This is a genomic window from Micromonospora sp. ZG13, from assembly GCF_059359355.1.
Map to the genome: position 1 here is coordinate 438,451 of NZ_JCADBQ010000001.1, position 20,649 is coordinate 459,099.

At 70.6% G+C, this 20,649-nt stretch carries 18 protein-coding genes and 3 tRNA genes; all 21 read right to left on the reverse strand.

The genetic code is table 11. The features are described 5' to 3' along the window. Positions 1–14: 14 nt before the first annotated feature. The 21 genes from rpsG to AC5L34_RS02195 all read right to left on the reverse strand — a co-directional run bounded on the left by rpsG (position 15) and on the right by AC5L34_RS02195 (position 20,621). Positions 15–485: a 30S ribosomal protein S7 gene (rpsG, locus tag AC5L34_RS02095; RefSeq protein WP_077938296.1), complete on the reverse strand. Its 471-nt coding sequence runs from the start codon at positions 483–485 to the stop codon at positions 15–17. 1 nt (position 486) lies between these two features. After that, positions 487–675 carry a hypothetical protein gene (locus AC5L34_RS02100; protein WP_441175503.1) on the reverse strand — a complete coding sequence of 63 codons (189 nt, stop codon included), beginning with the start codon at positions 673–675 and terminating at the stop codon, positions 487–489. Positions 676–1,167: 492 nt separating this feature from the next. Continuing rightward, positions 1,168–1,515: a hypothetical protein gene (locus AC5L34_RS02105; protein WP_441175774.1), complete on the reverse strand. Its 348-nt coding sequence runs from the start codon at positions 1,513–1,515 to the stop codon at positions 1,168–1,170. Positions 1,516–2,045: 530 nt separating this feature from the next. Beyond that, positions 2,046–2,417, reverse strand: coding sequence for a hypothetical protein (locus AC5L34_RS02110; RefSeq protein WP_101412802.1), 372 nt, complete (start codon positions 2,415–2,417; stop codon positions 2,046–2,048). Between the two features lie 109 nt (positions 2,418–2,526). Further along, the gene (locus AC5L34_RS02115; protein ID WP_151453324.1) at positions 2,527–6,414 is read right to left on the reverse strand and encodes a DNA-directed RNA polymerase subunit beta'; all 3,888 of its coding nucleotides are present in this window, start codon (positions 6,412–6,414) and stop codon (positions 2,527–2,529) included. An 80-nt stretch (positions 6,415–6,494) separates the two neighbouring features. Next, positions 6,495–9,926 (reverse strand): DNA-directed RNA polymerase subunit beta, encoded by a 3,432-nt coding sequence (gene rpoB, locus AC5L34_RS02120; RefSeq protein WP_088998345.1) that lies wholly within the window; start codon positions 9,924–9,926, stop codon positions 6,495–6,497. A 571-nt stretch (positions 9,927–10,497) separates the two neighbouring features. After that, entirely contained in the window at positions 10,498–10,881 is a 384-nt protein-coding gene (gene rplL, locus AC5L34_RS02125) for a 50S ribosomal protein L7/L12 (protein ID WP_132230897.1), read from the reverse strand. Positions 10,882–10,935: 54 nt separating this feature from the next. After that, positions 10,936–11,481, reverse strand: coding sequence for a 50S ribosomal protein L10 (gene rplJ / locus AC5L34_RS02130; protein ID WP_088998343.1), 546 nt, complete (start codon positions 11,479–11,481; stop codon positions 10,936–10,938). A 509-nt stretch (positions 11,482–11,990) separates the two neighbouring features. Continuing rightward, on the reverse strand, positions 11,991–12,680 hold the full coding sequence (locus AC5L34_RS02135) for a hypothetical protein (protein ID WP_441175501.1): 690 nt from the start codon (positions 12,678–12,680) through the stop codon (positions 11,991–11,993). Further along, the gene (locus AC5L34_RS02140; protein WP_441175500.1) at positions 12,677–13,498 is read right to left on the reverse strand and encodes an ATP-binding cassette domain-containing protein; all 822 of its coding nucleotides are present in this window, start codon (positions 13,496–13,498) and stop codon (positions 12,677–12,679) included. Before AC5L34_RS02140 ends, AC5L34_RS02135 begins: the two co-directional genes overlap by 4 nt. Before the next feature lie 77 nt (positions 13,499–13,575). Further along, positions 13,576–14,292: a 50S ribosomal protein L1 gene (gene rplA, locus AC5L34_RS02145; protein WP_088998340.1), complete on the reverse strand. Its 717-nt coding sequence runs from the start codon at positions 14,290–14,292 to the stop codon at positions 13,576–13,578. Between the two features lie 80 nt (positions 14,293–14,372). Continuing rightward, positions 14,373–14,804, reverse strand: coding sequence for a 50S ribosomal protein L11 (gene rplK, locus AC5L34_RS02150; RefSeq protein ID WP_088998339.1), 432 nt, complete (start codon positions 14,802–14,804; stop codon positions 14,373–14,375). Between the two features lie 184 nt (positions 14,805–14,988). Then, complete coding sequence (gene nusG / locus AC5L34_RS02155) at positions 14,989–15,711, reverse strand: transcription termination/antitermination protein NusG (RefSeq protein ID WP_088998338.1); 723 nt, start codon at positions 15,709–15,711, stop codon at positions 14,989–14,991. A 38-nt stretch (positions 15,712–15,749) separates the two neighbouring features. Then, a complete protein-coding gene (secE, locus tag AC5L34_RS02160) occupies positions 15,750–16,142 on the reverse strand; it encodes a preprotein translocase subunit SecE (RefSeq protein ID WP_441175499.1) in 393 nt (130 codons plus the stop codon). Between the two features lie 214 nt (positions 16,143–16,356). Next, positions 16,357–16,429: transfer RNA gene (locus tag AC5L34_RS02165), tRNA-Trp, on the reverse strand. 128 nt (positions 16,430–16,557) lie between these two features. After that, positions 16,558–16,950 (reverse strand): MaoC family dehydratase, encoded by a 393-nt coding sequence (locus tag AC5L34_RS02170; RefSeq protein ID WP_088998336.1) that lies wholly within the window; start codon positions 16,948–16,950, stop codon positions 16,558–16,560. 1 nt (position 16,951) lies between these two features. After that, positions 16,952–17,398 (reverse strand): MaoC family dehydratase N-terminal domain-containing protein, encoded by a 447-nt coding sequence (locus AC5L34_RS02175; protein WP_101412807.1) that lies wholly within the window; start codon positions 17,396–17,398, stop codon positions 16,952–16,954. 127 nt (positions 17,399–17,525) lie between these two features. Further along, the gene (gene rpmG, locus AC5L34_RS02180) at positions 17,526–17,693 is read right to left on the reverse strand and encodes a 50S ribosomal protein L33 (RefSeq protein WP_013288652.1); all 168 of its coding nucleotides are present in this window, start codon (positions 17,691–17,693) and stop codon (positions 17,526–17,528) included. A gap of 132 nt (positions 17,694–17,825) precedes the next feature. Continuing rightward, positions 17,826–17,898: transfer RNA gene (locus AC5L34_RS02185), tRNA-Met, on the reverse strand. A gap of 25 nt (positions 17,899–17,923) precedes the next feature. Further along, positions 17,924–17,996, reverse strand: a tRNA-Thr gene (locus AC5L34_RS02190). A gap of 96 nt (positions 17,997–18,092) precedes the next feature. Then, positions 18,093–20,621, reverse strand: a complete 2,529-nt coding sequence (locus tag AC5L34_RS02195; protein WP_441175498.1) for a putative bifunctional diguanylate cyclase/phosphodiesterase — start codon at positions 20,619–20,621, stop codon at positions 18,093–18,095. Positions 20,622–20,649 lie beyond the last annotated feature (28 nt).

Here is a 20,649-nt window from a genome sequence, read left to right on the forward strand (position 1 = left end):
CCGGAACCAGGGTGTTACCAGCGGTAGTGCGCGAAGGCCTTGTTGGACTCGGCCATCTTGTGCGTGTCCTCGCGCCGCTTGACGGCGGCACCGAGGCCGTTGCTCGCGTCCAGCAGCTCGTTCATCAGGCGCTCGATCATCGTCTTCTCGCGACGGGCGCGGGAGTAGGTGACCAGCCAGCGCAGGCCCAGGGTGGTCGCCCGGGCGGGGCGCACCTCGACCGGAACCTGGTAGGTGGCGCCACCGACGCGGCGGCTGCGCACCTCGAGGGTCGGCTTGACGTTGTCCATCGCCCGCTTGAGGGTGACGACCGGGTCGGTGCCGGACTTCTCACGGCAGCCCTCGAGGGCGGCGTAGACGATGCGCTCAGCGAGCTGACGCTTACCGCGCAGGAGGATCTTGTTCACCAGCTGGGTGACCAACGGCGAGTTGTACACCGGGTCAGCGACCAGCGGCTTCCGCGGAGCGGGTCCCTTGCGCGGCATGTCAGCTCTTCTCCTTCTTCGCGCCGTAACGGCTGCGCGCCTGCTTACGGTTGCGGACGCCCTGGGTGTCCAGCGAACCGCGGACGATCTTCACGCCGCGCCGCTGAGGGGAACCCTTCAGCGCCGGGGTCTTGGTCTTACTCGTCTTCGCCTGGCGGCCCTTTCGGACCAGCTGCTGGATCGTGGGCACCGGGTTTCTCCGCTCCCTTCGACCGCCTGGTGGCGGCCGCACCGTCTGCCGTAGCCGACCTGATGGCCGACTCTCCTACATTCCGACCAGGGCCACCTCGCGATGGCCCGGCACCCGCGGTCGGGCGTGTCGCCCAGCTCACGGTCCCGGTGCCGACGCTCGCGCGTGTCGACCGGGTCTTGCACTGGCACACGGCAGGCCGCGCGCCGGTTCTGTGGCTTTGTCGTGCTCCCACGCGATCTCCGGCTCACCGGATCCAGCGCACGCACGAGTTGCCCGGGCTTGCCCGGGCACAAGGGGAAAGAGTACCTACCACAACCGCACAGGTCAAAACGGAGCGGCTGGCGGAGCGTCCACCGCCCGCCCGATCCAGTCCGTCGCGCCTACCCGCCCGTGGTGGGCACCTACGGATCCCAGTGTACCGGCTTCCCCGTGGAGCGGCCCGTCGACCCCGTCTCGGCGGTGGTCAGGCCCCCCGGGCGGGCACGGCCGTCACCCGAGCCCCAGCAGCAACGCCAGCCCCAGGCCGAGCAGGCTGAGCACCAGCCCCGCGCCGCCACAGCAGACCCCGGCCACCGCCAGGCCCCGCCCGGTGAACCGGACCGCCGGCGGGGGCGCGGGGCGCCGGATCTGCCGCATCCCCAGCAGGCCGGCCACGACGGCGCCCGCGCCGGCCAGGACGCCCAGCACCGTGAACGCGCCGGCCGCCCACGCGCCGCCCACGCCGCCGACCGCGCCGACGCAGATCACCAGCAGCGAGACCAGGGTCGACACGATGCCGGCAACCAGCGAACCCACGGCCAGGCCGGAGGTGACCGGCGGCACGTCCAGGTGCACCACGCCGAACGGCGTACCCGCGACCGGGTCGACCCGCTTCGGCGGCCGGGCGGCCTCGCGCGGGGGCGGGGGCGGGGCGGCCGGGCCCGGGCCCCAGCCCGGAGCCGGCGACGGAACCGCGGCCGAGGTGCTCCCGGGCGACACGGACGGCGGGCCCGACTCCCCCGCGCCCCAGGGCGACACCGGCGACGGACCCGACTCCCCCGCGGCCGGCGGGGCACTCCAGGGCGACACGGACAGCCGACCCGGCTCCCCCGCAGCCGGCGGAGCACCCCAGGGCGACACCGGCGGCGGGTAGCCCGGCGCGGACGGGCCGCTCTGGGCCGTGTCGGGCCGCGCCCACTGCCCGCCGGGCGGGGCGTCGGGATTCGCGGCGGGGGGCGCCACGGGATCGCCGGGGTGGCGCGCCGGTTCCGTCACGGGTCCTCCTGTCGACGTGTCGGCGTCCACCGCCGCGCGACGGACACCCGGGCCAGGCTACCGCCGCCGGCCGACGGCCCGCGCCCGGCGCGGACACGTCCCCGACGGTCGGGCTAGTCCACGTTCGGTGCGAAGTCCTGCCCGTAGGGCGTGTCGGCGAGCCGGACCACCCCGAGGACCACCGCGGCCACCACGCTGACGGCGGCCAGCACCAGGCCCGCCCAGGCCAGCCGCTCCCCCCGACGCAGCCAGGCCGCGCCGGTCAGGAAACCCCCCGAGGCGTACGCCTCCCGGCGCGCCTGGCGCGCGAGCTGGAGCGCCACCGTGGCCGGCACGATGCCGCCGATGAACAGGCCGGTCAACGCGCCGATCAGGCCCAGTGCGAAGACCGCGCGCGCCTTCGTGGCCCGGACCGGGTCCGGATCGAGCGGATGGCGGGGCGGCCCCGGCTGGGCGACGGGCGCCTGCCCGGGTGCGGTCGTCATGCCCCCATCATGCCCCGGTCCGCCGCGCCGCGACGCCCGCACGGGCCACCCCGGGCCCGGACACGACGAGGCCCCCGGCGCGTGCCGGGGGCCTCGTCGATCATGCTGCCTAGCGGTACGACCCGAAGTCGAAGTCGTCCAGCGGAACGGCCTGGCCGCTGGCCGGGCCGAAGCCGTAGTCGGTCTCGGGGTAGCCGGTCATCGAGTAGACCTTGGCCTTCGCCTCCTCGGTCGGCTCGACCCGGACGTTGCGGTACTTGCTGATGCCCGTACCGGCCGGGATGAGCTTACCGATGATCACGTTCTCCTTGAGGCCGACGAGCGAGTCGCTACGCGAGTTGATCGCCGCGTCGGTCAGCACCCGGGTGGTCTCCTGGAAGGAGGCCGCCGAGAGCCAGGAGTCGGTGGCCAGCGAGGCCTTGGTGATACCCATCAGCACCGGACGGCCGGCGGCGGGCTCGCCGCCCTCGGAGACGAGTCGGCGGTTCTCCGACTCGAACAGCGCCCGGTCGACCAGCACGCCCGGCAGGAACTCGGTCGAGCCGGAGTCGATGACCGTCACCCGCTTGAGCATCTGGCGGATGATGATCTCGATGTGCTTGTCGTGGATGAGCACACCCTGCGAGCGGTAGACCTCCTGGACCTCACTGGTCAGGTGGACCTGGACCGCCCGCGGACCCATGATCCGCAGAAGCTCGTGCGGGTCGATGGTGCCCTCGGTCAGCTTCTCGCCGACCGCGACGTGACCGCCGTCGTGGGTACGCAGGCGGACCCGCTTGGAGATCTTGTCGTAGACGATCTCGTCGCTGCCGTCGTCCGGCACCACGATGATCTTCCGCGAACGCTCGCCGTCCTCGATCCGGATCCGACCCGGGGTGTCGGCGATGGGCGCCTTACCCTTCGGGACCCGGGCCTCGAAGATCTCCTGCACACGGGGCAGACCCTGGGTGATGTCCTCACCCGCGACACCACCGGTGTGGAAGGTACGCATCGTCAGCTGCGTACCCGGCTCACCGATCGACTGGGCGGCGATGATGCCGACCGCCTCGCCGACGTCCACGGTCTTGCCGGTCGGCAGCGAGCGGCCGTAGCACGCACCGCAGACGCCCAGCTTCGACTCGCAGGTGAGCACGCTGCGCACCCGGACCGTCTCCGTCCCGGCGGCGACGATCTTGTCGACCAGGATCGAGTTGATGTCCTGACCCCGCTCGGCGACGACGACGCCGTCCGGCCCCTTGATGTCGTCGGCCAGCGTCCGGGCGTGCACGCTGGTCTCGGCGTGCTCGTGCACGACCAGCTTGCCGTCGATCCGCTCGCCGATCTGCATCGGGATGGCGCGGTCGGTGCCGCAGTCCTCCTCGCGGATGATGACGTCCTGCGAGACGTCCACCAGACGACGGGTCAGGTAACCCGAGTCGGCGGTACGCAGGGCGGTGTCCGCGAGACCCTTGCGGGCACCGTGCGTGGAGATGAAGTACTCCAGCACGGACAGACCCTCCCGGTAGCTGGCCTTGATCGGCCGCGGGATGATCTCGCCCTTCGGGTTGGCCACCAGACCACGGATCGCCGCGATCTGCCGGAGCTGGAGGAGGTTACCGCGGGCGCCCGAGTTGATCATCTTCCACAGCGGGTTCTCCTGCGGCAGGGCGGTGTCCATCTCCTTGGCGACCTCGTTGGTCGCCTTGGTCCAGATCTGGATGAGCTCGCCGCGACGCTCCTCCGGGGTCATCAGACCGCGCTGGTACTGCTTGTCGATCTGGTCGGCTTCCTTCTCGTACCGCTCCAGGATCTCCCGCTTGCGCGGCGGGGCGATGACATCCTCCATGCCGATCGTCACGCCGGACCAGGTGGCCCAGTGGAAGCCGGCCTCCTTGAGCCCGTCCAGGGTGGCGGCCAGCGCCACCTTGGGGAAGCGCTCGGCGAGGTCGTTGACGATCGCGGAGAGCTGACCCTTGCGGATCTCGTAGTTCACGAAGCGGTAGCCCTGCGGCAGCGTCTCGTTGAACAGCACCCGACCGAGGGTCGTCTCCACGGTCAGCGGCTCGCCCTCGACCCAGCCCTCCGGGGCGGTCCACGCCTCGGCGCCGGCACCGTTGTCGACCCCGACCACGCCCCGCAGGCGGATCTTCACCGGGGCCTGGAGGTGCAGCTCGCCGTTGTCGTACGCCATCCGCGCCTCGGCGTCCGAGCTGAACGCCCGGCCCTCGCCCTTCTCGCCCGCGGTGAGGTGGGTGAGGTGGTAGAGGCCGATGACCATGTCCTGGGTGGGCATGGTGACGGGCTTGCCGTCGGCCGGCTTGAGGATGTTGTTCGACGACAGCATCAGGATCCGCGCCTCGGCCTGGGCCTCGGCGGACAGCGGCACGTGCACCGCCATCTGGTCACCGTCGAAGTCGGCGTTGAACGCGGTGCAGACCAGCGGGTGGATCTGGATGGCCTTGCCCTCGACGAGCTGCGGCTCGAAGGCCTGGATGCCCAGGCGGTGCAGGGTCGGCGCCCGGTTCAGCAGCACCGGGTGCTCGCCGATGACCTCTTCCAGCACGTCCCACACGACCGGACGCTGCCGCTCGACCATCCGCTTGGCGGACTTGATGTTCTGCGCGTGGTTGAGGTCGACCAGCCGCTTCATCACGAACGGCTTGAACAGCTCCAGCGCCATCTGCTTGGGCAGGCCGCACTGGTGCAGCTTGAGCTTCGGGCCGACGACGATGACGGAACGGCCGGAGTAGTCGACGCGCTTGCCGAGCAGGTTCTGCCGGAACCGGCCCTGCTTGCCCTTGAGCATGTCGGAGAGCGACTTCAGCGGGCGGTTGCCCGGCCCGGTGACCGGCCGGCCGCGGCGGCCGTTGTCGAACAGCGCGTCGACGGCCTCCTGGAGCATCCGCTTCTCGTTGTTGACGATGATCTCGGGCGCGCCGAGGTCGATCAGCCGCTTGAGGCGGTTGTTCCGGTTGATCACTCGGCGGTACAGGTCGTTCAGGTCGGAGGTCGCGAAGCGGCCACCGTCGAGCTGCACCATCGGGCGCAGGTCCGGCGGGATGACCGGCACGCAGTCGAGCACCATGCCGAGCGGCGAGTTGCGGGTGTTCAGGAACGCCGCGACGACCTTGAGCCGCTTGAGCGCCCGGATCTTCCGCTGCCCCTTGCCGGAGCGGATGGTCTCGCGCAGGTTCTCGGCCTCGGCGTCGAGGTCCATGTTCTGGACCAGCGCCTTGATGGCCTCGGCGCCCATGCCGCCGGTGAAGTACTCGCCGAAGCGGTCGCGCAGCTCGCGGTAGAGCAGCTCGTCGGTGACGAGCTGCTTCGGCTCCAGCTTGCGGAAGGTGTCCAGCACCTCGTCGAGGCGGTCGATCTCGCGCTGGGCCCGGTCGCGGATCTGGCGCATCTCGCGCTCTCCGCCCTCCTTGACCTTGCGCCGGACGTCCGCCTTGGCACCCTCGGCCTCCAGCTCGGCCAGGTCGGCCTCGAGCTTGGTGGCCCGCTTCTCGATCTCCGAGTCGCGGCTGTTCTCGGCCTGCCGCTTCTCGGCCAGGATCTCGTTCTCGATCGTCGAGAGGTCACGGTGACGCGACTCGGCGTCCACGCTCGTCACGACGTACGAGGCGAAGTAGATGATCTTTTCGAGGTCCTTGGGGGCGAGGTCCAGCAGGTAGCCCAGCCGGCTCGGCACGCCCTTGAAGTACCAGATGTGGGTCACCGGAGCGGCGAGCTCGATGTGCCCCATCCGCTCACGGCGGACCTTCGACCGGGTCACCTCGACGCCGCAGCGCTCGCAGATGATGCCCTTGAACCGGACCCGCTTGTACTTACCGCAGTAGCACTCCCAGTCCCGCTGCGGACCGAAGATCTTCTCGCAGAAGAGCCCGTCCTTTTCCGGCTTCAGGGTGCGGTAGTTGATCGTCTCAGGCTTCTTGACCTCACCGTGCGACCACTGACGGATGTCGTCAGCGGTGGCGAGGCCGATGCGCAGCTCGTCGAAGAAGTTGACGTCGAGCACTATGTCCCCTATGTCGTCGTCTGTACTGCTAGCTAACCGGCGGGGTCCGGGGCAGGGTGACCCTGCCCCGAACCACCACCTCAGACCTCTTCGACCGAGCTCGGCTCGCGCCGGGACAGGTCGATGCCCAGCTCCTCCGCAGCGCGGAACACCTCGTCGTCGGTCTCGCGCATCTCCAGGGCCACACCGTCGCTGGAGAGCACCTCGACGTTGAGGCACAGCGACTGGAGCTCCTTGAGCAGCACCTTGAACGACTCCGGGATGCCCGGCTCCGGGATGTTCTCGCCCTTGACGATGGCCTCGTAGACCTTCACCCGGCCGAGGACGTCGTCGGACTTGATCGTCAACAGCTCCTGCAGGGCGTAGGCGGCGCCGTACGCCTGCATCGCCCAGCACTCCATCTCGCCGAAGCGCTGGCCACCGAACTGCGCCTTACCACCCAGCGGCTGCTGCGTGATCATCGAGTACGGACCGGTCGACCGGGCGTGGATCTTGTCGTCGACCAGGTGGTTGAGCTTCAGGATGTAGATGTAGCCGACCGCGATCGGGTCCGGCAGCGGCTCGCCGGAGCGGCCGTCGAACAGCTGCGCCTTGCCGGTGGAACCGATCAGCTGCTTGCCGTCCCGGTTGGGCAGGGTCGACGACAGCAGGCCGGAGATCTCCTCCTCGCGGGCACCGTCGAAGACCGGCGTGGCCACGTTGGTGTCCGGCTCGGACTCGTGCGCCTCGATGGAGCGCAGCTGGCGCTTCCACTCGGCGTCGTCGCCGTCGACGCTCCAGCCCGTCTTCGCCACCCAGCCGAGGTGCGTCTCCAGCACCTGGCCGATGTTCATCCGGGACGGCACACCCAGCGGGTTGAGCACGATGTCGACGGGGGTGCCGTCCTCCAGGAACGGCATGTCCTCGATCGGCAGGATCTTGGAGATGACGCCCTTGTTGCCGTGCCGGCCGGCGAGCTTGTCGCCGTCCTGGATCTTCCGCTTCTGGGCGACGTAGACCCGGACCAGCTCGTTGACGCCCGGGGGCAGCTCGTCGCCGTCCTCGCGGGAGAAGGTACGCACACCGATGACCGTGCCGGTCTCGCCGTGCGGCACCTTCAGCGAGGTGTCCCGGACCTCGCGCGCCTTCTCACCGAAGATCGCGCGGAGCAGCCGCTCCTCCGGGGTCAGCTCGGTCTCACCCTTGGGCGTGACCTTGCCGACCAGGATGTCGCCGGGGACGACCTCGGCGCCGATCCGGATGATGCCTCGCTCGTCGAGGTCGGCGAGCATCTCCTCGCTGACGTTCGGGATGTCGCGGGTGATCTCCTCCGGGCCGAGCTTGGTGTCCCGCGCGTCGACCTCGTGCTCCTCGATGTGGATCGAGGTGAGGACGTCCTGCTGCACGAGGCGCTGCGACAGGATGATCGCGTCCTCGTAGTTGTGGCCCTCCCAGCACATGAACGCCACGAGCAGGTTGCGCCCGAGCGCCATCTCGCCCTCGTCGGTGCAGGGACCGTCGGCGATGACCTGGCCGGCCTCGACGCGGTCGCCCTCGAAGACGACCGGCTTCTGGTTGACGCAGGAGCCGGCGTTGGAGCGGCGGAACTTGTGCAGCAGGTACGTGCGGCGGTGGCCGTCGTCCTGGTGGATCGTGATGTAGTCGGCGCAGAGGTCCTCGATGACGCCACCGACCTCGGCGACGACCACGTCACCGGCGTCGACCGCGGCACGGTATTCCATGCCGGTGCCGACGAGCGGGGACTCGGCCTTGACCAGCGGCACCGCCTGGCGCTGCATGTTCGCGCCCATCAGCGCGCGGTTGGCGTCGTCGTGCTCGAGGAACGGGATCATCGCGGTCGCGACCGAGGTCATCTGCCGCGGCGAGACGTCCATGTAGTCCACGGCCGACGGCGCGACGTCCTCGGTCTCGCCGCCCTTACGACGCACCAGGACGCGGTCCTCGGCGAACGTGCCGTCCGCCTTCAGCGGCGCGTTCGCCTGCGCCTTGACGAACCGGTCCTCCTCGTCCGCGGTCAGGTAGTCGATCTGGTCGGTGACCCGACCGTCGACGACCTTCCGGTACGGCGTCTCGATGAAGCCGAACGGGTTGACCCGGGCGAAGGTGGACAGCGCGCCGATCAGACCGATGTTCGGGCCTTCGGGCGTCTCGATCGGGCACATCCGGCCGTAGTGGGACGGGTGTACGTCGCGGACCTCGAAGCCGGCCCGCTCCCGGGACAGACCACCCGGGCCGAGCGCGCTCAGCCGGCGCCGGTGGGTCAGACCCGCCAGCGGGTTGGTCTGGTCCATGAACTGGGACAGCTGCGACGTGCCGAAGAACTCCTTGATCGCCGCCACCACGGGACGGATGTTGATCAGGGTCTGCGGCGTGATCGCCTCGACGTCCTGGGTCGTCATCCGCTCGCGGACGACGCGCTCCATCCGGGACAGACCGACCCGGACCTGGTTCTGGATCAGCTCGCCCACGGTACGCAGGCGCCGGTTGCCGAAGTGGTCGATGTCGTCGGCCTCGTAGCCGTCCTCACCGGCGTGCAGCCGGCAGAGGTACTCCACGGTGGCGACGATGTCGTCCTCGGTCAGGGTGCCGGTCGTGATCGGCACCTCCAGCTCGAGCTTCTTGTTGAACTTGTAACGACCGACCTTGGCGACGTCGTACCGCTTCGGGTTGAAGAAGAGGTTGTCGAGCAGGGTCTGGGCGTTCTCGCGCGTCGGCGGCTCGCCAGGGCGGAGCTTCCGGTAGATGTCGAGCAACGCCTCGTCCGCGCCGGCGATGTGGTCCTTCTCGAGCGTGGTCATCATCAGCTCGGACCAGCCGAACCGCTCGCGGATCCGCTCGGCCGACCAACCGACGGCCTTGAGCAGGACCGTGACGGCCTGCCGGCGCTTGCGGTCGATGCGGACGCCGACCGTGTCGCGCTTGTCGATGTCGAACTCGAGCCAGGCACCCCGGCTGGGGATGACCTTGACGCTGGTGAGGTCGCGGTCGGAGGTCTTGTCCGGCTGCTTGTCGAAGTAGACGCCCGGCGAACGGACGAGCTGGCTGACCACGACGCGCTCGGTGCCGTTGATGATGAAGGTGCCCTTCGGCGTCATCATCGGGAAGTCACCCATGAACACCGTCTGGCTCTTGATCTCGCCGGTGGTGTTGTTGGTGAACTCCGCGGTCACGAACAGCGGGGCGCAGTAGGTCAGGTCCTTCTCCTTGCACTCCTCGATCGAGGCCTTGACCTCGTCGAAGCGCGGAGCCGAGAAGGAGAGCGACATGGTGCCGGAGAAGTCCTCAATGGGACTGATCTCGTCGAGGATCTCCGCGAGACCCGAGCGTGCGTGCGGGTCGTCCGCCGACCGGCCCTGCCAAGCCTCGTTGCCGACGAGCCAGTCGAAGGACTCGTTCTGAATGGCGAGGAGGTTGGGGACCTCGAGGTGTTCGGTGATCCTGCCGAATGAAACTCGGCGGGGAGCGAATGCGCTCGACGTACGACTGGTCTTCGCAGGGCGGGAAGCTGCCAAGATGCGTCCTTCCGAGGACCGGTGCTGCATAACGGCTGGTACGCGTGCACTCCAATGACCCCACCAGAAATATCCGTAAACGGACATTTCCGAGCAGGGGTCAAGTCGGAAGGCAGCGCAAACTAGCAGTGTAGCCGAGAGGCTAACCGCTGTCCAGCCCACCCCGCAGGTCGTCGCGGAACGTGCCTCGGGACCCCTCGAACAGGGTCTCACCGGGCCGCTCGGAACGCGACGTTCCTGCCGGGCCGCTCAGGTGTCGCAGCCGACGGTGTCGCCGCTGCCATTACCCAAGTGGTGGCCGTTGCAAGCGCGGAAGGTCTTGCTGTGTCAGCGTGCCTGTCAGCCCGGGGCCGCGTCAAGGCCCGGCATCCGGGTCGCTGCTTCTTTCCCACCCACGGGCTACCGCCGGGGCGCGGCAACCGACCGCTTCGGAGTGCCCACGCCCTGCTCACCGCGCCTGCCGCCGGATCCACCAAGACGGCGGGCGGCGATCCAGTGTCGGATCACCGCCCGCCGTGACGCGTGTGCCCCGGCTCACCCGAGCCGGACGCGCGCCTGGTGGTGCGTCAGGTCACTTGAGGGTGACCTTGGCGCCCTCGCCCTCGAGCTTGGTCTTCGCCTTCTCGGCGGTCTCCTTGTTGGCCTTCTCCAGGACGGCCTTCGGAGCGGCCTCGACCAGGTCCTTGGCCTCCTTGAGGCCCAGGCCGGTCAGCTCGCGCACGACCTTGATGACCTGGATCTTCTTGCCACCGTCGGCCTCGAGGATGACGTCGAACTCGTCCTTCTCCTCCTCGACCGGGGCGGCGGCGGCCGGGCCGGCCGGGCCGGCGACGGCGACCGGAGCCGCGGCGGTGACCTCGAAGGTCTCCTCGAACTGCTTCACGAACTCGGAGAGCTCGATCAGCGTCATCTCCTTGAACGCGTCGAGCAGCTCGTCGGTGCTGAGCTTCGCCATGTCTGGCGTCCTTTCCTGAATCTGTTAGGTAAGAACTGGGTGCGCCGCGGGGCCTCAGGCCGCCTCGGCGCCCTCCTTCTCGCGCTTGTCCTGCAGGGCGGCCGCCAGGCGGGCGGTCTTCGACAGCGGGGCCTGGAACAGGGCCGCGGCCTTGCTCAGGTTGCCCTTCATCGCGCCGGCCAGCTTGGCCAGCAGCACCTCGCGGGACTCCAGGTCGGCGAGCTTCGTGACCTCGGCCGCGGTGATGGCCCTGCCCTCGAAGACACCGCCCTTGATGACGAGCTTCGGGTTGGCCTTCGCGAAGTCGCGAAGCCCCTTCGCCGCCTCGACGACGTCGCCCGAAACGAAAGTCAGCGCGGTAGGACCGGTGAACATCTCGTCGAGGCCGGAAATGCCAGCGTCAGTCGCGGCACGCTTCGCGAGCGTGTTCTTCGCGACCGTGTAGCTGGTCTCCTGACCCAACGAGCGCCGCAGCTGCGTGAGCTGGGAAACCGTCAGACCGCGGTACTCGGTCAGCACCGTGGCACCCGCGTTGCGGAAGCTCTCGGTCAGCTCAGCGACGGCCGTGGCCTTGTCGGCCCGGATCGGCTTGTCCGCCATGTCCCTCCTCTCTCGTTACTCGAGGCCGGTCACCGTCGTCGGCCGGAGCTTTCGACGGGGGCGCAGGCGCCACGACAACGAGAAAAGCCCCGGCGCAGGGCGCACGGGGCGAGGGCCGGCACAAGGACACGGTCGGCGGACCATGCTCAGCACCGATTTTCGCTTACCGCCCTGCGCGGGTCGCCCGTAGTCGCGGGACCTTCGACCGTGCCGGGGCACGGTGACCAGCGGTCTCTGGGTGGAACTTCGCGGCCCAGGTTACGCGAGGACCCCCACGACCACCAAATCGCCCCCGACGTGGCCCTGGTCACCCGACCCGCCCCGGAGCGGCCACCCCGGCTTCCCCGAGCGGCGGCGGGCCCACGCCGGTCACGCCCACGAACCGGACGCGCCGGCCTCGGTCAGGGCCGGCATCGGTGTCAGGGCCGGCACGGTCAGGGCCGGCACCGTCAGGGCCGGCACCGTCAGGGCCGGCACCGTCAGGGCCGGCACCGTCAGGGCCGGCACCGTCAGGGCCGGAAGCGCCGCCGCCACAGGTAGGCGGCGCCGGCCGCCGCGCTCCAGGCCGCCGCCCAGGCGGTGTGCAGCACCACGGTCGACGCGGCCAGCCCGTCGGCGGCGGCCCGCGCGGTCGCCATCACCGGCGGCGCCAGCCACGGCGCCACGGACCCGCCCAGGCCGAGCACGACCGCGCCGACCCCGCCGAGCGCGAGCACCGCGACGCCGTAGCCGGCGCTGCCCGTCGACGCGCGGCTGGCCAGCGCCCCGAGCGCCACCGCCGCGGGTACGGCCAGCAGGTGCGCCCACAGCCCGACGGCGACGCCCACCGGCACCGACCGGTCGCCCGGCTCGACCGGGCCGGCGACCCCGCCGACGAGCCACGGGAAGACCAGCGCGACGGCCACCGTGCCGAGCCCGGCCACGCCGGCCGCCAGCAGCCCCGCCAGCCGCTCCCGGCGTACCCCGACGAGTGCCTGGGCCAGCCGGCGCTGCACGTCCGGCTCGACGTCCAGCAGCACCTTGGTCTGCCACGCGAGCACCGGGAAGAGCACCACCGCCGAGACGCCGTACGCCTCCCCCGGCTGTGCCCGCCCGCCGCCGTAGAGGACGCCGAGCGCCACCAGGCCGGCCAGCACCGGGGCCAACGCGCGTCCCGTACGCAGGAAGCCCGCCAGCCGCAGCCGGAGCAGCGCGGTCACGACGACCCTCCGGTGGTCCCGCCCGTGGCCTCCGGGGCCCCCACGGCGTCCACGGCCCCCGGCAACGGCCCGTCGGGGGCGGGCGCGGCGGGCCGGCGTACGCCGACGATCCGGTGGCCCTCGGCGCGCAACCGGGCGACGGTGCCCTCGACCCGCGCGGCCGGGACCGCGACCTCGACCACAGCGAGCGGCGCGTCCGCCGACGGCGCGGCCTCGGTGACCGTGCCGTCCGCCACCGTCCAGCGGCGGGCGCCGGGCAGCCGGGCGATCTCGCCACGGTGGTCGCTGACCAGCACCGAACCGCCCGCCGTGGCCACCTCGTCGATCAGCGCGGGGACCAGGTCCCGGGTCGCGGCGTCGAGGCCCTCCCACGGTTCGTCGAGCACCAGCAGGCCGGGCGTACGCAGCATCGCCTGGGCCAGGCCGACCTTCTGGGCGGTGCCCTTGGACAGCTCCGGCAGCCGGACGCGGTGGAACCCGGCCAGGCCCAGCCGGGACGTCCAGTGGTCGACCGCGTGGGCGGTGGCGGCCGGGTCGAGGCCGGCGACCCGGCCCATGGCGGTCAGGTAGTGCGCGACGGTGAACGGCTGGTCGGCCGGGAAGCGCTCCGGCACCCACCCGACCTGCCGGGGTCGACCGGTCACCCGCCCCCGGCTCGGCCGCAGCACCCCGGCCGCCACCTGGAGCAGGGTCGACTTGCCCACGCCGTTGCGACCGAGCACGACCACGACCTCACCGGGGCCGACCCGCACCGCGGCTTCCCGCAGCACCCACGGTCCCCGCCGCCGGTAGCGCAGCCAGACGTTCTCCAGGCGCACCGGCCGAGCATGCCACAACGGACACGGAACGGGGCGCCGCCACGATGTGGCGACGCCCCGTCACGGGTGCTTGAGGATCAGCCCTCGGCCGAGGCCTCCTGCAGGTTCTTCACCACGTTGGGGTCGACCGGGACGCCCGGGCCCATGGTGGTGGTGAGGGTGACCTTCTTGAGGTACTTGCCCTTCGCGGCGGACGGCTTGGCCCGCAGGACCTCGTCGAGGACCGCCGCGTAGTTGTCGATCAGCTGGGACTCGGAGAACGAGGCCTTGCCGATGATCAGGTGCAGGTTGGAGTGCTTGTCCACCCGGAAGGTGATCTTACCGCCCTTGATGTCCGAGACGGCCTTGGTGACGTCCATGGTCACCGTGCCGGTCTTCGGGTTCGGCATGAGACCGCGCGGGCCCAGGATCCGCGCGATCCGACCGATCTTGGCCATCTGGTCCGGCGTGGCGATCGCCGCGTCGAAGTCGAGCCAACCGCCCTGGATGCGGGCGACCAACTCGTCGGTGCCCACCTCGTCCGCACCGGCGGCGACGGCCTCCTCGGCCTTCGCGCCGGCGGCGAAGACGATCACGCGGGCGGTCTTACCGGTGCCGTGCGGCAGGTTGACCACGCCACGGACCATCTGGTCCGCCTTGCGGGGGTCGACGCCGAGGCGCATGGCGACCTCGACCGTGGCGTCGAACTTGGCGGTGGTGGTGTCCTTGGCCAGCTTCACGGCCTCGGCGGGGGTGTAGAGCTTCGACCGGTCGATGACCTCGGCGGCCTTGCGGTAGCTCTTGCTGCGCTGCATTTTCTGCGTACTCCTGTGGTCTATGGCGGGCCGCGGGGTCCGCGCGCCCTCCCACGAACTGGATCTGGTGGTTACCGAGGTCAGTCGGTGACGTTGAGGCCCATCGACCGGGCGGTGCCGGCGATGATCTTCTCAGCCTGGTCGATGTCGTTGGCGTTGAGGTCGGCCATCTTCTTCTCGGCGATCTCACGCAGCTGGGCGCGGCTGACCGAGCCGACCTTCTCCTTGTGCGGGACGCCCGAGCCCTTCTGCACACCGGCGGCCTTGATCAGCAGCCGGGCGGCGGGCGGGGTCTTCAGCACGAAGGTGAAGCTGCGGTCCTCGTAGACGCTGATCTCGGCGGGGACGATGTCGCCCCGCTGGGACTCGGTCTGCGCGTTGTAGGACTTGCAGAACTCCATGATGTTCACGCCGTGCTGGCCGAGCGCGGGGCCGACCGGCGGCGCCGGAGTGGCCTGGCCCGCCGGCAGCTGAAGCGTGAACGTCTTGACGAGCTTCTTCTTCGGAGGCATGTCTCTTCCTGGGGCTTGAAACTGGGAAAGGTGCCGGCCGCGGGCGCGCACGGTCAGCGCGATGCGACAGCGGCGACGTTCTAGAGTAGCGCAGCGTCCCGCCGTCGCCTGCGCCGAGGTCGGGCGGGAGGGCGGAACGGGTGCGCCGGCGGCGGGCCGCTGCCCACCGCCGGCGCTCCGGACGTCAGATCTTGGCGACCTGGTTGAAGTTCAGCTCCACCGGCGTCTCGCGGCCGAAGATCGACACCAGCACCTTGAGCTTCTGCTGGTCGGCGTTGATCTCACTGATCGTCGCCGGCAGCGAGGCGAAGGCGCCGTCGGTGACGGTGACCGAGTCGCCGACCTCGAAGTCGAGGACCTTGATCTCGGGCTTGGCCTTCTTCTGCTCGGTCTCGACCGCCGGCGCCAGCCACTTCAGCACCTCGTCGAGGGAGAGCGGGGCCGGCCGGTCGGCCCGGTCCGTGGCGCCCACGAAGCCGGTGACGCCCGGCGTGTTGCGAACGCAGGAGTAGGACTCGGCGGTCAGCTCCATCCGGACGAGGATGTAGCCCGGGAAGACCTTGGCCTGGATCTGCGACCGCTTCCCGTTCTTGACCTCCACCTCTTCCCGGGTCGGCACCTCGACCTGGTAGATGTAGTCCTCCATGTCGAGGCTCGTGATCCGGGTCTCGAGGTTGGTCTTGACCTTGTTCTCGTAGCCGGCGTACGAGTGCACCACGTACCAGTCGCCCGGCGCGTAGCGCAGCTTCTGCCGCAGCTCGGCGACCGGGTCGTAGTCCTCGTCCGGCGCGGGCTCGGTGGTGGGGAACTCCGGCTCGCTGGCGGCCTCGACCGACTCGTCACCAGCCGCCGTCGCCACCGTGGACTGCTCGTCCGTGGTCTCGGCGGTCTCGTCGTACTCAGGCACGCTCGCTCACTTCCGTCACTATCGGCTCAGTCGGCCGGTCAGCTGGGGTTGCCGAAGACCCACAGCACGCCCTTCGCGAAGGCGAAGTCAAGGCCGGCCACGATCGTCAGCATCACCGCGACGAAGGCGACCACCACGGCCGTGTAGGTCAGCAGCTCCTTGCGGGTCGGCCAGATGACCTTACGCAGTTCCGCCACGACCTCGCGGATGAATCGGGCGATGCGGCCGAACAGACCGACCCGGTCGGTTTCCGCCTTGGTCTTCGGCTTGCTGTCCGCCGAATCCGCCTTCGCCCGCGACCGCGTCACGGTGCCGCCGCGGGAAACCGGCTCCTCCGCGTCGGTGGCGTCGTCGTCGGCCACGTCGTCGACGACCTCGTCGTGCAGACGGTCGTCGCCGGCGTCCTCGCCGCGCCGCTTCTTGTCGGCCACTTCGCCCTCCGTCGCGGGATGTCGGGGTCGCACGCTGTCGGGCGTGCGCGGCGCTTGGTCACGCCGGCCGGACCAACCGTCCCGCGACGGGCCGCGGCCGGCGGATCAGCCGGGAGGGCCCGAATGCCTCGGAGCCACCCCGCCGATGCCACCACCACGGGCCGGACGCCGCCAAACGGCGGCGCGACCCACGGGAACGGTCAGGCCTGAGGCGCAGGGGTGACAGGACTTGAACCTGCAGCCTGCGGTTTTGGAGACCGCTGCTCTGCCAATTGAGCTACACCCCTGTGCGGCAATGCTCTCCCCACCCGGTCACGCACGACCGTGCAGGGGTTACTTGCCCCACGGCGGACCAGTGTACGGGTAGCGGCACGACTTTCCCAACCGGTCTGCCCCTCGCGCGTCGGGAGCCTGGTCAGCGGGCCGTCCGGACGGTCGCCCGCGCCTGCGACAGCACCTTCTCGCCACCGCACACGGCGGTCACGTCGAGCCTGGTCAGGCCGTCCTCGGTGACCTCCCGGACCTTTGCCGAGACCTCGATCTCGGTGCCCTCGTCGTCGTCGGGGACGACCACCGGCCGGGTGAAACGCACGTTGTAGTCGACGATCGCGTCGGGCGCCCCGGCCCACTCCGCCACCGCGCGGCCCACCAGCGCCATGGTGAACATGCCGTGGGCGATCACCCCCGGCAGACCCACCTTCGTCGCGGTCCGGTCGCTCCAGTGGATCGGGTTGAAGTCCCCGGAGGCGCCGGCGTAGCGGACCAGGTCCGCGCGCGTCACCCGGAACGTCCTGGTTGGCAGCTCCATCTCAGCCCTCCCCACGTACGACGAGCTTCGACCAGACCGTGACCACCGGCTCACCGGCCGCGGTGGCGACCTCGGTGCGGGTGGTCAGGAAGCCGTGCCCGCCACGGCTGCTGACGTCGTCGATGACGCTGACGCAGACCAGCTCGTCGCCCGCCACCACGGGACGGGTGTAGGCGAAGCGCTGGTCGCCGTGGACGACACGGCTGTAGTCGACGCCGAGATCCGGGTCGTCGATGATCTGCTGGTTGGCCGCCAGGGTCAACACGATGGGGAAGGTCGGCGGGGCGACCACGTCCGGGTGGCCCAGCGCACGGGCGGCCGCCGGGTCGTGGTGGGCCGGATCGGCGGCGCCGATCGCCGTGGCGAACTCGCGGATCTTTTCTCTGCCCACCTGGTAGGGGGCGGTCGGCGGATACGTCCGGCCGACGAAGGACGGGTCCAGGGACATGCCCGCGAACCTACACGCATACGCCGATCGCCGGTCCGTACGGTCGGCGGCGGCCAGAGCCGCGCCGTCCCTACGGACCGGCGATCGGGAAGTGCCTGAGGACCGGGCCGGCGGAGCCGGCCGTGGGTCAGCGGGTCTCGCGGTGGACCGTGTGCTTGCCGTCCCGCGGGCAGAACTTCTTCAGCTCGATGCGGTCGGGGTCGTTACGACGGTTCTTGCGCGTGATGTAGTTGCGCTCCTTGCACTCCACACACGCCAAAGTGATCTTCGGCCGGACATCGGTCGCCTTCGCCACGGCGGAGTGCCTTCCTCGCTACGGGTAACAACTACGGCGCATCAGCCTACGCGCTGACGGCGCGGACATGCAAAGTGGGCGCCTGTGGCGCCCATCCCACCGACCGCCGGGAGCTGGCCCGGTGGACGAGAGTAGCGGTGGCCGGACTTGAACCGGCGACACAGCGATTATGAGCCGCTTGCTCTGCCATCTGAGCTACACCGCCGTGGCGGGTCCAGCCGGACCCTCTGAGCCCCCTTACGGAATCGAACCGTAGACCTTCTCCTTACCATGGAGACGCTCTGCCGACTGAGCTAAGGGGGCCTGCGCGATCTCCCCGGGGGGTGACGCGCAGGGGATACATTACACGGCCGCGCGGCGGAGATGAAATCGGATCCCCTACCAGGGCGTTTCCGCAGATCAGGGCACGGCCCGCAGCCGGGGCAGCTCCCCCGGTGAGATCGTCTCCGGGTCCACCTGGGCGCCGAACCAGGCCTCCAGCCGCTCGTACGGCAGCGGGCGGCTGAACAGGAATCCCTGGCCGATCTCGCAGCCGATGTCCTGGAGCAGTTCCAGCGTCAGCTCGCTCTCCACGCCCTCGGCGACCACGGCCAGGCCGAACTGCTGGGATAGCGTGACCACCGCGTTGACGATCGCCAGGTCGCCCGGGTCCGTCGCCATGCCCTGCACGAACGAGCGGTCGACCTTCACCTCGTGCACCGGCAGCCGGCGCAGGTGGGCCAGGGACGAGTCGCCGGTGCCGAAGTCGTCCACCGACAGCCGTACGCCGAGGTCCCGCAGCCGCCGCAGGGTCGGGATGGGCCGGTCGGTGCCGTCCAGCACCCCGGCCTCCTTGATCTCCAGCGTGAGCAGCTGCGGCGGCACGCCGTACTCGTCGAGCAGCTCCTTGACGCGGGCCGGGAAGTGCTGGTCGGTGAGCGTACGGGCGGAGAGGTTGACCGCGACGGCGAGCGGCTGGCCGGCGTGCGTCCAGTCCCGGCTGCGCCGCAGCCCCTCCCGGAGCACGAGCTCGGTGAACCGGCCGAGCTGGCCGGTGTGCTCGGCCACCGCCACGAAGTCCTCCGGCGCGACCGTGCCGTGCGCCGGGTGCTCCCAGCGGGCGAGGCACTCCACGCCGACCAGCCGACGGTCGCGCAGCGTCACCTTGGGCTGGAAGTAGACCTCCAGCTCGCCGTCGTCCAGGGCCCGCCGCAGGTCGCCGGCGAGGCCGAGCCGCCGCAGCGACCGCGACTCCAGCGCCGGGCTGAACAGCTGCACGCTGCCCGGCACGGACTTGGCCGCCGTCGCCGCCAGGTCCACCCGTTGCAGGAGGGACGCCGCGTCGCTGCCGTGGTCGGGATGCACGGCGACACCGACGGCCGTGTCCACGTCGAGGGTGAGCGCGTCGAAGACCATCTCGTCGCGGATCTGCTCGCGCAGCTGCGCGGCCAACTCCACCGCCGCCTCCGCGCTCTCCAGCCGCAGCGTGACCAGGAACTCGTCCCCGCCGGCCCGTCCGACCAGGGCCGACGAGGGTACGCAGGCACGCAGCCGGTTGGCGACCTCCACCAGGACCTTGTCGCCGGCGGCGTGCCCGAGCGACTCGTTGACCTGGCGCAGCCGGTCGACGTCGAACAGCAGCAGGGCCACGACCTCGCCGGGTGCCCGGATCTTGACGGCCTCCTCCAGCGCGCCCGTGATCCGCCGCCGGTTGGGCAGCCGGGTGAGCGTGTCGTGGCTGGCGTCGTGCCGGAGCCGGTCGACCAGCCGCGAATTCTCCAGTGCCACCGCCGCGTGCGCCGCCACCGTCTCGAAGAGCGGCACGTCGGTGCGGACGAAGTAGTTGCTGTCCCCCAGCCGGTTGGCCACCTCCAGCGTCCCGATGACGGCCTGACCGGAGCGCAGGGGAAGGACGATGACGTCCTTGACCCGGTGCGCCGACAGCGGGGCGCGCAGGTCGCCGTCGGTCGTGAGCCCCCGGCCGACGGCCACGGTGCGGCCCGCGTCCCGGGCCCGCTCCCGCAGGACGACCGGGGTCTTGGCGAAGTCGAGCAGACCGGGGGCGTCGTTGCGGGCGGTCAGCAGCACCTCGGGGTGCCTGCCCTGAGCGGGTAGCCAGAGCGTCGCGTACTCCGCCTGCATCAGCGCGCGCACGCGGCCCAGGAGGGCGTCGGGCAGGGTGCCGTACTCGCCGCTCTCGCTGACCGCGCGGCTCAGCTCGTACATGTCGGTGAGGGTGCGGTGCTGCCGGAAGAACTGCGCGTACGCCCGGTAGACGAGGGCCAGCGCGACGAGGAGGGCCCCGAGCAGCAGCAGCGACCACCAGGTGGCCGCGATGAGGATGACGACGATCATGCCGCTGGCAATGTTGATCATCGCGGCCAGGAGCGCGGGCGGCGACTGCCGGAGCGTGCCCCGACCCGCCTGCCAGCCCTGCAACAGCGTGTGCACGCCGGCGACCGAGGCGAGGCTCAACAGGTTGACCATGCTGGCCGCGAGGGACAGCTTGAGCCAGGTTGCCGGGCCGACGCCCTCGACGGGCGGCAACGCCTCGAGCACGAGGACGGCCAGCGACGAACCCGCGGCCGCCCGGCCCACGTTGAACCAGAACTTCGTCGCGCCGAACCGGTGCCGCAGGTGGGTCGCCGCCGACGCGACCGTGTAGATCACGACGACCGTCAGCGGTTCGACGAGGTAGAACGCGAGGACCAGCGGGATCTCGGTCAGAGTCACGCCGAGGGACTGCCGCCGGACGGTGAAGTTCAGCACCGGAAGCCCGGCGGCCACCATGGCCACGAGGAGTGGCAGCGCGAGCGACCACCCGCCGAACGGCTGCGGTGCCACGAGGCCGACCGCCGTCGTGCAGACGATGGCGATCAGGGCCAACGGCCCGGTGATCAGCCACGCGTATTCAGTCGAGCGGGGGCCGGTGGGGCCACGACCCGCCATCCCGTGCCCCCTTACCGGCCCGCCGGTC